The organism is Corynebacterium sp. NPDC104732, assembly GCF_055583565.1.
This window is the reverse complement of sequence record NZ_JBVJNS010000007.1, coordinates 1-12,500: the sequence shown is the minus strand read 5'-3', so window position 1 is coordinate 12,500 and position 12,500 is coordinate 1. Positions and strand designations below refer to the sequence as shown.

At 54.3% G+C, this 12,500-nt stretch carries 13 protein-coding genes; 11 read left to right on the top strand and 2 right to left on the bottom strand.

All coding sequences use genetic code 11. The annotated features are described in order from the left end of the window. Positions 1 to 40 precede the first annotated feature (40 nt). From ACZ6ZO_RS06530 to ACZ6ZO_RS06520, 3 genes are all read left to right on the top strand, one after another. Positions 41 to 490: a hypothetical protein gene (locus tag ACZ6ZO_RS06530; protein ID WP_182386794.1), complete on the top strand. Its 450-nt coding sequence runs from the start codon at positions 41 to 43 to the stop codon at positions 488 to 490. A 613-nt stretch (positions 491 to 1,103) separates the two neighbouring features. Next, positions 1,104 to 2,939 (top strand): hypothetical protein, encoded by a 1,836-nt coding sequence (locus ACZ6ZO_RS06525; RefSeq protein ID WP_465291435.1) that lies wholly within the window; start codon positions 1,104 to 1,106, stop codon positions 2,937 to 2,939. Positions 2,940 to 3,071: 132 nt separating this feature from the next. Beyond that, complete coding sequence (locus ACZ6ZO_RS06520) at positions 3,072 to 4,058, top strand: hypothetical protein (RefSeq protein ID WP_465291433.1); 987 nt, start codon at positions 3,072 to 3,074, stop codon at positions 4,056 to 4,058. A 15-nt stretch (positions 4,059 to 4,073) separates the two neighbouring features. Here the strand turns inward: ACZ6ZO_RS06520 and ACZ6ZO_RS06515 are convergent, their stop codons facing one another. Continuing rightward, positions 4,074 to 4,505, bottom strand: coding sequence for a hypothetical protein (locus ACZ6ZO_RS06515; protein WP_182386797.1), 432 nt, complete (start codon positions 4,503 to 4,505; stop codon positions 4,074 to 4,076). Beyond that, complete coding sequence (locus ACZ6ZO_RS06510; RefSeq protein WP_465291430.1) at positions 4,505 to 5,272, bottom strand: biotin--[acetyl-CoA-carboxylase] ligase; 768 nt, start codon at positions 5,270 to 5,272, stop codon at positions 4,505 to 4,507. The genes ACZ6ZO_RS06515 and ACZ6ZO_RS06510 overlap by 1 nt, the downstream gene beginning before the upstream one ends. A gap of 505 nt (positions 5,273 to 5,777) precedes the next feature. Between ACZ6ZO_RS06510 and ACZ6ZO_RS06505 the strand changes: the two genes are divergently transcribed. From ACZ6ZO_RS06505 to ACZ6ZO_RS06470, 8 genes are all read left to right on the top strand, one after another. Then, entirely contained in the window at positions 5,778 to 7,376 is a 1,599-nt protein-coding gene (locus ACZ6ZO_RS06505) for an acyl-CoA carboxylase subunit beta (RefSeq protein WP_465291428.1), read from the top strand. 130 nt (positions 7,377 to 7,506) lie between these two features. Continuing rightward, positions 7,507 to 7,923 carry a lactococcin 972 family bacteriocin gene (locus ACZ6ZO_RS06500; protein WP_465291426.1) on the top strand — a complete coding sequence of 139 codons (417 nt, stop codon included), beginning with the start codon at positions 7,507 to 7,509 and terminating at the stop codon, positions 7,921 to 7,923. A gap of 239 nt (positions 7,924 to 8,162) precedes the next feature. Beyond that, entirely contained in the window at positions 8,163 to 8,540 is a 378-nt protein-coding gene (locus tag ACZ6ZO_RS06495; protein WP_465291424.1) for a hypothetical protein, read from the top strand. 212 nt (positions 8,541 to 8,752) lie between these two features. After that, positions 8,753 to 10,378, top strand: coding sequence for an acyl-CoA carboxylase subunit beta (locus ACZ6ZO_RS06490; RefSeq protein WP_182386801.1), 1,626 nt, complete (start codon positions 8,753 to 8,755; stop codon positions 10,376 to 10,378). Between the two features lie 12 nt (positions 10,379 to 10,390). Further along, complete coding sequence (locus ACZ6ZO_RS06485; RefSeq protein ID WP_182386802.1) at positions 10,391 to 10,603, top strand: acyl-CoA carboxylase subunit epsilon; 213 nt, start codon at positions 10,391 to 10,393, stop codon at positions 10,601 to 10,603. Between the two features lie 147 nt (positions 10,604 to 10,750). Further along, the gene (locus ACZ6ZO_RS06480) at positions 10,751 to 11,332 is read left to right on the top strand and encodes a Maf family protein (RefSeq protein WP_465291421.1); all 582 of its coding nucleotides are present in this window, start codon (positions 10,751 to 10,753) and stop codon (positions 11,330 to 11,332) included. Positions 11,333 to 11,335: 3 nt separating this feature from the next. Continuing rightward, positions 11,336 to 11,983: a peptidylprolyl isomerase gene (locus ACZ6ZO_RS06475; protein ID WP_465291419.1), complete on the top strand. Its 648-nt coding sequence runs from the start codon at positions 11,336 to 11,338 to the stop codon at positions 11,981 to 11,983. Then, positions 11,984 to 12,337, top strand: a complete 354-nt coding sequence (locus tag ACZ6ZO_RS06470; protein WP_182386804.1) for a DUF3151 domain-containing protein — start codon at positions 11,984 to 11,986, stop codon at positions 12,335 to 12,337. It abuts the gene before it with no gap. Positions 12,338 to 12,500: the final 163 nt, after the last annotated feature.

The window sequence follows — 12,500 nt, the reverse complement described above, 5'->3', positions numbered from 1 at the left end:
CTATAGCGCTTCGCCGTTCCTGCCGATAACCTTGGGTTTTATGGGGTTTAGTAAACAAGACTTTCCTGAGACGTGGGCAAAGATGTGCGCGGGGTCGAACATCGAACTGGGCGAATACGTGCAGCTTAACGACGACCTGTTGCTCTATCCGGATGCGGTAGTGACAACGGATTTCCAACCATCGTGGACGCTACAAGTACCGATGGTGTTCGATTTGGAGCGCATGGCTGCTTCCTATCAGCTCCCCTGTGGCCGGATCGACCTCTCTACCGACAGCGAGTGCCTGTGGATGCTCGTTTCAATGATTACCATCGGTGTCAGCACTCGGGCCTTCGCCTGGGACAGCCACTTCAACCTGACCCATGAGGAAACACCCCGGCTATTTGCCTACATTGATGAAATTCCGTGGGGAGTCACCATCAGTGCGCGCAATTCAGACGCAGCGAAGCTGGAAACCAAACCGTCATCCGATTTCGGCTGGAGCATGTGAGCTGATCAAGCTACCACCGACGTCCCACTAGCTTCGTGACGTTTCTTCACTGACGATGTATTCAATTTCTTAACCATTCTTCCATTGCGGAAATCGTTGTTGTCTCCGACATGTGAAGGGACTAGTAGTCCTCCCAGGCAAATTTTCTCATCGTCTGGCTAAGGTTCTTCGATACTGGGTCGTTTACGGCACTGCGATGACTGGACACTCAAGTAACGACGAAAGAGGACTACGCCGTCGATACTGCTTCTGACTTGCATTGAAGATATTTCTCCACCTCGAGGAATTGCTCCCCTAGAACCCAGCAAGATGGAAACTGCCACGTCTTTAGTGCATGGGATTGAGTTCAAACGGTTTTGTTGAAGTGAAGTGTTGTAGCGTTTCTCCTACCCCCGTTTTGAAATCTTTTCAAGATAGCATGACAACCATCACTTTAGCATTTTAGAATCATCTAACGACATTCTTTAATAGCTTGTCGTATTTTCATTATGCCGCTGCCCATCTCTTGAAGGACAAGCAATGACACACTACCTAAAAAAAACTCGGGGCAACGCTAGCCGTTCTCGCTACCGTTTGTTTCACTCCGATCCCCGCAGGCGCCCAGGATGCCAGAGTGCAGCCTGCCGAGGAGATGATGCCTACCGAACTCCTAACTGACGAAAACATCACGGATAAGATTTTGCAGTTGCGTGCCCCTGGCGAGCGCCAAATTTACGATGTCGACACCAGCGACTGGGATTTCAATGAACCGGGCATGAACAAAAACAACATCGACAATCACTACTACGAACAGACGCTCCCCGACGACCTAGGTGAGCCACAACCAGTAGTCATCCCAGGCAAGATGCGCTCAGACCGCATCGAACTCCCCGAGGGAATCACTAAAGAAGAAGCCGACGAAGCCGAAATACAAGAAGCACACGAACGTGGCGTCTCTTTAGAACGAGCCCAGCCTCTCACACAACCACTCACAGCAAGCAACTGCCGCACCTACTGGCCTACTACCTACCAAGTCTGTGGCGCCATCCGAGAGAAATACGAAGCACTCGCCACCACCTGGGTCGGGCAAAACCCCATCAGCTTCCTCGGACTACCCCGATCAAATGAACTGACCAACCCGGATGGGGTCGGCAAACGCACCGAATTCGATAACGGGTTCATTTATTGGCACCCGAGTACCGGTGCTTGGTCGGTCACCACCCACAACTCCATCGTTTGGGCCCGCAATGGATGGGAACTTGGACGTCTCGGATATCCCACATCAGATGAGATCGGCACCGGAGACAACGTCGGACGGAAACAATCCTTCCAACGAGGGCGAATCTACGGTTCCCTCTCTGGCGTGGTCTCAATCGAAGGAAAGATCCTGGAGAAGTGGATCGAGACTGGAGAGGAACGAGGACCATTAGGCTACCCGGCTACCGATGAAGAAGGAACCCCGGATGGCATCGGACGCTTTAACCGCTTCGCCCTCGGCATGATCTACTGGCACCCCACATACGGAGCACACCCCGTACTTGGGGCTATTCTCCTAAAATGGTCAGCTGCCGGCTTTGAGCGAAGTAGCTTCGGGTACCCTATCGAAGATCCCGTCCCGACCAATCAACTAGCCACGATTCAAAAGTTTGAGAGGGACACAATTCGAATTCTGATGTCTCCTGTACCTGAGCTTGCATATCTAATGAACATTCCATCTCGTAAAGTTGATGAATTCTACGATCAGTACGTGCAGCTTCTCAATGACAAAGGGGTAGACGTTACTAGCGGATTCCAAAGCGCTTACGAACACGCAAGGTATTCGGCAGAGGAGGTCCAGAAGGAAATCAACTCTATTTCATCGGAATCTTCACCCCAAAGCGCCGTTACAGCTCAAAGCATATTCGCAAACGGCACCATTAACTCCGGGGAATCGAGCCATTGTGACGATCAATTCAAGCGCCTACCAGGCAACGAAAGAACCAATCGTGGTGATCTGTTCTACTCAGGCGGTACAACCATGGTCAAAGGAACAAATGTAAATCACGGCCACACAGGAATTTTCGTAACTTTACACGGGAACGCTGATCCAAAGCGAATTGACACCGTAGAGGCAGTAAATCCAGAAAAGGGAGTTGTCCGAGTTTCAGGTTCTCATAGAAACCGCATCTGCAATCCTCGCTACTTTTCCGTAAAAACTAACCATGAGACCCGATTGAAGGCCGCGTCTTTCGCCGAGTCAAAAATCAATTCAGCGTACGATGCACGACCTGAAAGCTTTCTGATTAGTCGCTATGTAACAAAAGACTCTACCGCTTTCAACTGCGCTTCTCTCGTGTGGGCGGCATATATGCATGCTTCACAAGGATCTGTCGATATCGGAGATAACAAGTACTTTCCAAAATCAGGGAATCGCTTTTCAGTATTCCCAATCGACATCGCAAACTCCGTCAACACTCGAGAGTTCCAGTAGATGTTACGATCCAGAATCCTCTACACAGCACTTAACATATGCGTTCTTGTCGGACTAACCGGGTGCAGCACGACATCCTCCACTCAGTCCGAGTCAGACTTCAACGATTCCAACATTACTTATTTTGCACTCATGCGGCAGAATTCTGATCTTTTTGATTCAAAAACTTCGACAAGGGTGCGACTGATTGATTCATCAGGAAACAGTCAAGTGGTCAATGAATTCGGCCCGATCTACGGCAATCAATCAGTTCGATTTCAAGATGGCTTCCTAACCGCATCTAGTTCAGAGTTAGTGACTGTAAACAACCATGGTGAAATTTTAGACCAAAAGGAAATTCCTACACAGTCATTCCTTTTGGATATCAAAAGCTCCAAGAGTCATAATAATGCTGCAGTTGTTTTCCACGAGGGCTCAGGACCACTGGGGGCCGGGCAGGCGATTTTCTTCCAAAGCGGATCAACGCTAACCAGGGCATCATCACAATACTTCACATTGGCCTTGACTGTATGCAACAACGACAGACTGTTTTGGGTGGATCAAAATAAAGAGCACGTGTACGCGAAGTCCTTACAGCCAGACGGTTCAACTCAGGAATTTGAACTTCCAATTAAACCCTTTGAAATAGTCGACGGAATCTTTAATTGCGACGGAGAGAGTTTGCGCCTGTTTCGCCAAGTCGAAAATGGCACTGAAGTTCTAATATTTTCTGACCCATTTACGAATCCTAAATTGAACCAAACAGTACAAAAGGAAAAGCTGTTGCCATTAGAAGTGGCTCGCGGATCTAAGATAGTGGACGACTCACTATTTACGATTGGCACTGACGGATCATACCAGTTTGTTAGCTCCACCCCCGATACCCCAACAAGAAATGGAACATTCGCCATTGAGGACGGAGTTGTCATTTCTGCGACGGTAGACGATTCTCTAATAATCATCGACTACATTACCCCAAGCGATGGCAATACAAATCTGGCGACTTTCCATCTAGAAGATCCCACCTCACCATTACATAAAGTCAAGATTCGAAATTCTGCTTTCAAGCAAAAGGGAGAAATCCAGCGCGATTTCAATGGTGCTCGAGCTATCGGATCAGCATTTTATCTAAGGAAATAGTTTCAGCACCTAAAGCTACCACCGACGCCCCACTAGCTGATTAATTTCCGTTGCCAGCTTTTTCGCGCGGGGCACATCACGGAAAACCAGGGGCTGGGTCATCCCCGTTACGTCCACGCAAAGCGCGCCTTTCTTTTTGTAGGCGCCTTGCACATAGGCGAGCGGGATGGAATCTTCCCGAGCCCCAAACGAGGGTGCGCGTACGATTAACCGCTCGTCGGTAAGCGCGAAGCGTTGCCTGCGTGAGCGCAGCACCGGCAGAAGAAGACGCCACAGCATCAAAAGAGCCCACAGGACAACAATGCCGTTGTGTAGGTCAGGAATGCCTTGGGCGTCTGCCCACCCGATCGCAATCCAGCACACCGTGGTGAGGAAAAGTGACTCAATCACCGGGAATGTCAAAGAGGACAGAGGCGCGGTGAGGTCGTAGCGAAGCGTCTCCCCCATTACTGCAACCTCAAATGAACAACATCACCGGCGGCGATCGAATGAACCTCGCCATCCTCGGAGCGGACTTGGATGAGGCCGTCGTCGGCGACGCCGACGCACTCACCGAGCAGCTGCTTGTCACCAGGTAGATGCACGCGCACCTGCTGCCCGATGGAACTACATACTTTGCGATAGTCGTCCATGAGGGACGGATCGTCGTTCATCCATTGCGTCAATCTCGTCTTTAGCGCCAGCAACACGTCGCCCACCAGCTGCGTTCGATCAACCTCGGGACCCACCATTTCCAGGGAAATCGCATGCGGAACCGGCAACTCATCCTCAGTAAGAGACACATTGAGGCCAAGGCCTATGACAATCGCGGGGGACGGCTGGAACTGCGCCACTTCCGCCAGGATCCCGCAGACCTTGCGCCCCTCGATCAGGACATCATTCGGCCATTTCAGGGTCACATTGTATGAAGCGGACAGGACGTCGATAAGTGCGAGCCCGGTAATCAGCGGCATCGTTCCCAGACGGTCGACAGCCTCCGCCGGCGGCCGGATAAGGAGCGAGAGCGTGCACTGAGACATCGGCGGCGCAGTCCACACACGACCATGACGGCCACGGCCGGCGCTCTGAAAATCCGTGACCGCCGCAGTCCATTCCGGGGCCCCCTCAAGCGCTGCTTTCACCAGGTCAGCGTTAGTGGAACCCGTTTCAGCTGAGTAGTCGATGCGGGGTAGCGGCAGTGCGCGCAGTTTTTCCGCGTCCAAAGGCGTTCTCATAACGACACAGTGTAGTAGGTTGCTGGGGTCTGTGTTTCGCCGATGTTAAATTGACGATGATCCCTCGATACCACCGATTTTCATTACCGTGACCTGCAATCATCGTCAATCCAGTATCAGCACAGGCGGAAATACCGCGATAATTCTTGAAAGGTTCACCCCTATCCCACTAGACAGTGGAGCCTTTCACTCAGAAACCTTGTAGGCACACCCAGGCTCAGTGTTTCGCCGATGTTGGATTGACGATGATCCCTCGATACCACCGATTTTCATTACCGTGACCTGCAATCATCGTCAATCCAGTATCAGCACAGGCGGAAAACCCCAAAAACCCCCGACACCCCCCAAAAAACCACCGAAAACCACTCAAGAACCACCGCGACACGCTGGGAAAAATGTGACGCAGATTTCTTTTGCGCCCTGAACTGGGAAAATGTGAGCATTCCCTCAAATTTTTTGCTTTCTTACTAGAAACTAATCACTCAAACCTCTAAACTTTCCAAACATGACAATTTCCTCACCTTTGCCGAAGCTGCAGGAGCCTACGAGCACTGCCCACGCCAGCACTGCAGAAAAGATCGCAGATCTGCAGGCTCGCCGTGATGAAGCACTGTCCATTTCCAAGGAGCGCGAAGGGCGCCTTACTGCCCGCGAGCGCCTAGATTTCCTCCTCGACGAGGATTCCTTTGTAGAAACCGATATGCTTGCCCGCCACCGCACCCATGACTTTGGCATGTACGCCAAGCGGCCGGTCACTGACGGCATTGTTACCGGTTGGGGCACGATCGATGGCCGTGAGGTGTGCGTCTTTTCCCAGGATGGCACCGTGATGGGTGGCGCATTGGGTGAGGTTTATGGCGAGAAAATGATCAAGATCATGGAGCTTGCTGTCACCACCGGCCGCCCACTCATCGGTTTGTACGAGGGCGCCGGCGCCCGTATTCAGGATGGTGCGGTTTCACTCGACCAGATCGCGCGCACGTTCTACCACAATGTCAATGCCTCGGGCGTGGTCCCGCAGATCTCCGTCATCATGGGCGCGTGTGCTGGTGGCAACGCGTATTCCCCAGCTCTGACAGACTTCGTGGTCATGGTGGACAAGCAGTCGAAGATGTTTGTTACCGGCCCGGATGTGATTAAGACGGTGACTGGTGAAGTCATTACCCAGGAAGAGCTGGGTGGCGCTTCGACCCACATGGCTACCGCCGGTAACTGCCACTACGTTGCCCAGACTGATGAAGAGGCATTGGAATGGGTGCAGGACTTGCTGTACTACTTGCCAAGTAACAATCGTGACTACGCACCGACCGAACCGGTGGCTCCGTTTGAGCAGTCCGCCGATGACCTGCTGCTGGACAGCATCATCCCGGACTCCCCCACCGTTCCTTATGACGTCCGCGATGTGATCGCTATCTTGACCGATGACTCCGACTATTTCGAAATCCAGGCCGACCGCGCGGAAAATGTGGTTATCGCTTTCGGTCGTATCGATGGTCAGTCCGTCGGTTTCGTTGCCAATCAGCCGATGCACTTCGCTGGCTGCTTGGATATCGACTCTTCTGAGAAGGCTGCGCGTTTCGTCCGTACCTGCGATGCCTTTAATATTCCGATCGTCATGTTGGTGGATGTTCCAGGCTTCCTGCCGGGGGCTGGCCAGGAATACGGCGGCATCCTGCGTCGTGGTGCGAAGCTGCTGTACGCTTACGGCGAGGCAACGGTTCCGAAGATCACCGTGACGATGCGCAAGGCCTACGGTGGCGCTTACTGCGTGATGGGATCTAAGGGCCTAGGCGCCGATGTGAATCTCGCGTGGCCTACCGCCCAGATTGCCGTGATGGGTGCCGCTGGCGCCGTCGGCTTTATCTACCGCAAGGATATTAAGGACGCCCACAAGAAGGGCCTCGACGTGGAGCAACTCGTCCGTTCCTTCGAGCGCGAGTACGAGGAGCACATGCTCACCCCGTACGCCGCCGCTGAGCGCGGGCTTATCGACGCCGTGATCCTCCCATCCGAGACCCGGGAGCAGATCTCGCGCAGCCTGCGCCTGCTACGCAACAAGAATGTCTCCCGTCCGGCACGCAAGCATGGAAATATTCCGCTGTAATGCTAATTGAAGCCGTTTCAATTAGCATGTAACATCTATCATGTTCCCAACTGAGGAACTATCCCCTTCCCCCAAGAGAGTGCAGTAGCACCTGTGGATACACACATCCACCCAAGAACAAGGAGAGACAATGAAAAAAACCAGTTTGCTAGCTTGCGCTGCGATCATGGTTCTCACACCAACCACCGCGAGTGCTGACACATATGATGGCACGCAATTGGGTCAGCAAATCGTCCTAACCCGCGATGCCAACGGCACGCCAACATCCGGCATGATCACCTTCGATGTCGACACAGAGTTTCCCATGCAACCGCTTGCTACCGAAAACGTTGGAGGCGGGACATGGACCTATGGCACGCATTTCACCAGCGAAGGCAAGAAAGTCTGCCGATCTACCTATTTACACCAAACCAAGACACACACTGCGACTGCAATCATGGACGAGGTGGTTGATCGTAAGACTGCTCGACCTGGCACTCCTGCCGCTGCGGAGGTAGTGGGAGGTATCTTCTCCGGCACGTGCAACGCTTACTGGTCAACTCAGTAACCTATATTGCGTCGGGTCAACACACTTCAAAGTGTGTTGACCCGACGCAAATCTAATTCGCCATGCACAAGAACAATCTGAAATTTATCACTGCAGGCATATCACTTGCCGTACTCTCTTCTATCTCAGGGCTAACAGGATGGACTGCGCTAGTAACTTCCGCGGGATTCCCCTGGCCTTGGCTATGGATCGGCTTTGCGGTGCCTTACCTCTTGAGATCCCATTCAAGGTGCTTTCTCGTGGCTTACGGCTCCGCCTCCACCGGCCTGTTTCTTGCTTTCGAAACAGGAATAGATGTCTTGCTTGATACCGGTGCGTCTTTAGAACCTGGAGTGGAAGCGATCTACTGGTTTTTCATAGGATGCGCTTCCGGCGCAATAACTACCTCACTGGGCATTCTGAGCACTTCCCAGAGCCGTTGGCGTTACGTAGGGATACTTATTTTTGGAGTGATTGTTTCTGCCTCGTTCAAATGGGCAATTCGCTGGCCGTTCAGTCTGAACCCCGAAGTCATTTTTTGGCTATCGCTGTGGGCGCTGTTGAACTTCTGCTTACTCACTTGGGCCGCAATCAGTAGGCCGCAATCCAAAGTACCCCGCACGCAAGCATGGAAATAACCCGCTGTAAAAGGCCATGGTCTGCTTGCGGATCTTTGCAAAGTTCACCGCGTTGTGTAGCAATATGATGATCACATCGCAGCGACACAGTTCGTGATCTGCCCCGCTTTTACCCCTAAAAGCGGGGCTAATCACCACGGATTTCACGATTTGAACCAATTCAAGTGCCCACTCGGTAACAAAATCGGGGATAGCCCCCTAGACTAATTCCCATGACTGCCGCAATGAACACTGGCGCTGAGACGCCTGATCTGACGACCACCGCTGGCAAGCTGGCCGACCTGCGTGCCCGCATTGCCGAGACCCAAGCCCCAATGGGTGAAGCTTCCATCGAGAAGGTTCACGCCGCTGGCAAGAAGACCGCTCGTGAGCGCATCGAGTACCTGTTTGACGAAGGCTCCTTCGTCGAGGTTGACGCCTTGGCTCGCCACCGTTCCAAGAACTTCGGCCTGGACGCTAAGCGCCCAGTGACCGACGGTGTTGTGACCGGCTACGGCACCATCGACGGCCGCAAGGTTTGTGTCTTTTCTCAGGACGGCTCCGTGTTCGGTGGCGCACTGGGTGAGGTGTACGGCGAAAAGATCGTGAAGATCATGGATCTTGCCGTCAAGACCGGTGTTCCACTGATCGGCATTAACGAAGGCGCTGGCGCTCGTATCCAGGAGGGCGTCGTTTCCCTGGGCGCTTACGCCAAGATCTTCTACCGTAACGTTCAGGCTTCCGGCGTAATCCCACAGATCTCCCTGATCATGGGCGCTTGCGCTGGTGGCCACGTTTACTCCCCAGCTATCACCGACTTCATCGTCATGGTGGACAAGACCTCCAAGATGTTCATCACCGGCCCGGATGTGATCAAGACCGTCACCGGCGAAGACATCACTCAGGAAGAGCTCGGTGGCGCACACACCCACATGTCCACCTCCGGTACCTCCCACTACACCGGCGCTGATGACGCCGATGCACTGGACTGGGTTCGCGAGCTGGTCTCTTACCTGCCATCCAACAACCGTGCGGAAGCTCCTCGCATGGAGGCAGACATCATGGTGGGCTCCATCCAGGAGAACATCAATGACACCGACCTTGAGCTGGACACCATCATCCCAGACTCCCCGAACCTTCCTTACGACATGAAGGACGTCATCACCCGCATCGTGGACGATGGCGAGTTCCTGGAGATCCAGGAGTCCTACGCAGAGAACATCATCATCGGCTTCGGTCGTGTTGAGGGACGCTCCGTGGGTATCGTCGCTAACCAGCCAATGCAGTTCGCAGGCTGCCTCGACATCAAGGCTTCCGAAAAGGCTGCCCGTTTCGTCCGCACCTGTGACGCTTTCAACGTCCCAATCATCGAGTTCGTGGACGTCCCAGGCTTCCTGCCAGGCACCAACCAGGAGTACGACGGCATCATCCGCCGTGGCGCGAAGCTGCTCTACGCATACTCCGAGGCAACCGTTCCAAAGATCACCGTCATTACCCGTAAGTCCTACGGTGGCGCTTACTGTGTGATGGGTTCCAAGGACATGGGTGCAGACATTGTTCTCGCATGGCCTACCGCTCAGATCGCCGTCATGGGCGCTTCCGGCGCCGTCGGCTTCATCTACCGCAAGGAGCTCAAGGCAGCTGCTGCCGAGGGCAAGGACGTTGCGGCCGTCATGAAGGAATACGAGAAGGACTACGAAGAGACCCTCGTGAACCCATACATGGCAGCAGAGCGTGGCTACGTCGACGCTGTTATTCCTCCATCCGAGACCCGTGGCCAGATCATCGAAGGCCTGCGTCTGCTCGAGCGCAAGGTTGTCAACGTTCCTGCCAAGAAGCACGGCAACATTCCACTGTAAGGAACTAACTCCATGGAAGAAACCAAGAAGCCATTTTTGACCGTCACGAAGGGCAACCCAGACGACACCCAGGTGGCCGCGCTGACCGCGCTCTTCGCAGGTCTGAGCGCTGCTGGTGTACCAGAAGAGACCCCTGTTCGCAACAACTGGGGCAATGTCTCTGAGCGGCTGCAGCGCCCAATGACGTACAACCCGAATGCGTTCCACAACGTAACGTACTTCTAGGTTGACATTCCTCCGAAAGCCTCGTGGCCAACAAGGTCGCGGGGCTTTTCCAATGCAAAAAGAGTTAGCGGAGCCTGGATCGTCCCTTTCGTTCATAGCCTGGCAGATGCCTCAAATCAGCACCCGATTTCTTTTACACTTATCCCCATGCGTATCGTCTTAGCCTCCGGCTCCCCATCACGTAAGCAAATCCTAGAACAAGCAGGCATTAGGCCCCATATTCACCCTGCTGATGTAGATGAGGACGCGCTCATCGCGCGGTACGGATCGGAGCCTATGGTCGTCGAGAAGCTTGCGCAGGCCAAAGCCGAGGCCGTCGCAGCGCACTACCCCGGCGACGTCGTTATCGGCTGTGACTCCATGCTCCTGCTCGACGGCGAGCTACAAGGAAAACCGCACACGGTGGACAACACCATCGCGCGGTGGCAGCAGCAGCGCGGCAAACGCGCTGAGCTGATCACGGGACACCACATCATCGGCCCGGAGCGTACCTACACCGGTACGTCCCGCACCACCGTGTATTTCGGTACCCCCACCGATGCAGATATTGCGGCCTACGCCCGCTCCGGGGAACCCCTCAAGTGTGCCGGCGCTTTCACGCTAGAGGCGATGGGAGGCTGGTTCATTGACCGCATCGACGGCGACCCTTCCAGCGTCATCGGACTGTCGCTGCCGCTGGTCCGCCAGGCCCTGTACGATTTCGGTATTAACGTCTCAGAATTGTGGTGAAAAATGACTAACAAACGTCTCCTAGCAGCACCCATGGTGAGCACAGCGCTGCTGACTGCGTGCAGTGCCGAGCAAGACCCGCAAGCGCCCTCTGGCACCTGTGTATATAAGGATTCGCGGAAGGCAGCCAAGGATGTGAAGAAGCCAAGTGAGCAACCGCCACACGGCACCGTCAACCTGACCCTGACCACGAATCACGGCGATATCGACCTCGCACTCAATGCGGACCAAGCGCCCTGCACTGTCGGCGCTATCACCTCGCTGGCCAAGCAGGGCTACTACGACAACACCGTCTGCCACCGCCTCACCACTCAGGGCATCTACGTGCTCCAATGCGGTGATCCTAGTGCCACTGGCTCCGGCGGCCCCGGGTTCGTCTTCCCTGACGAATACCCAGTAGGTTCAGGGGAAAGCCCCACCTACAAGGCAGGCACCATCGCTATGGCGAATGCAGGCCCGAACACCAATGGCTCCCAGTTTTTCCTCAACTACGAGGACTCGCCCCTGCCCCCGAATTACACGTTGTTCGGTGAAATGACACCCGAATCTATTGAAGTCGTACGTGCCATTGCAGCGACGGGAACCGCAACTGGCGGTGCCGACGGCGCCCCGAAGAACGAAGTTTCAATTACGAAAGCGACGGTGAAATAAATGCAGCTCACTCCCCCACCAGTGCACGTTCCAGCCTTCAACTCCACTGACCCCTATCAGTGCCCGGGCAACCCGGAAGCCTGGGCCCTCATGGCAGAGCAAGCCACCGATCCGCTGGTCAAATATGCTTTCGCCCGCACCGGCTACCACCGCGGCCTGGATCTGCTGCGCGCAAATGGTTGGAAGGGGTACGGTCCAGTCCCGGCCTCCCACGCCCCTAATCTCGGTGTTCTTAAGGCGATTGCACAGTTGGCTCTCGCGGCTCGCGCGATTGGCGAGGACAGCGAATACGACCGCTGCCGTGCGCTCTTGTCAGACTGCGACAACTCGGTTGTGGGACCTCTACTCGGGTAAGCCAGACCACAGCGAGTAAGTTGCTTTATATGGATATCAAACCAACCCCCTCAATCCGGGAGTTAACAGGCTCTTCCGGTTTCAGAGTGCGTAGCTGACCATGGGGTGGGGTTCGGGGTGGCACAACATATAGGGGTCCTGGCCGGTACAAGATGAGAGTTGC

What these genes read in the sequence shown, in the direction of transcription:
- ACZ6ZO_RS06515 (WP_182386797.1), bottom strand. Translation starts at nt 4,505, where the DNA reads ATGGGGGAGACGCTTCGCTACGACCTCACCGCGCCTCTGTCCTCTTTG.
- ACZ6ZO_RS06505 (WP_465291428.1), top strand. Translation starts at nt 5,778, where the DNA reads ATGACAATTTCCTCACCTTTGCCGAAGCTGCAGGAGCCTACGAGCACT.
- ACZ6ZO_RS06490 (WP_182386801.1), top strand. Translation starts at nt 8,753, where the DNA reads ATGACTGCCGCAATGAACACTGGCGCTGAGACGCCTGATCTGACGACC.
- ACZ6ZO_RS06530 (WP_182386794.1), top strand. Translation starts at nt 41, where the DNA reads ATGGGGTTTAGTAAACAAGACTTTCCTGAGACGTGGGCAAAGATGTGC.
- ACZ6ZO_RS06470 (WP_182386804.1), top strand. Translation starts at nt 11,984, where the DNA reads ATGCAGCTCACTCCCCCACCAGTGCACGTTCCAGCCTTCAACTCCACT.
- ACZ6ZO_RS06485 (WP_182386802.1), top strand. Translation starts at nt 10,391, where the DNA reads ATGGAAGAAACCAAGAAGCCATTTTTGACCGTCACGAAGGGCAACCCA.
- ACZ6ZO_RS06475 (WP_465291419.1), top strand. Translation starts at nt 11,336, where the DNA reads ATGACTAACAAACGTCTCCTAGCAGCACCCATGGTGAGCACAGCGCTG.
- ACZ6ZO_RS06480 (WP_465291421.1), top strand. Translation starts at nt 10,751, where the DNA reads ATGCGTATCGTCTTAGCCTCCGGCTCCCCATCACGTAAGCAAATCCTA.
- ACZ6ZO_RS06510 (WP_465291430.1), bottom strand. Translation starts at nt 5,272, where the DNA reads ATGAGAACGCCTTTGGACGCGGAAAAACTGCGCGCACTGCCGCTACCC.
- ACZ6ZO_RS06520 (WP_465291433.1), top strand. Translation starts at nt 3,072, where the DNA reads ATGCGGCAGAATTCTGATCTTTTTGATTCAAAAACTTCGACAAGGGTG.
- ACZ6ZO_RS06500 (WP_465291426.1), top strand. Translation starts at nt 7,507, where the DNA reads ATGAAAAAAACCAGTTTGCTAGCTTGCGCTGCGATCATGGTTCTCACA.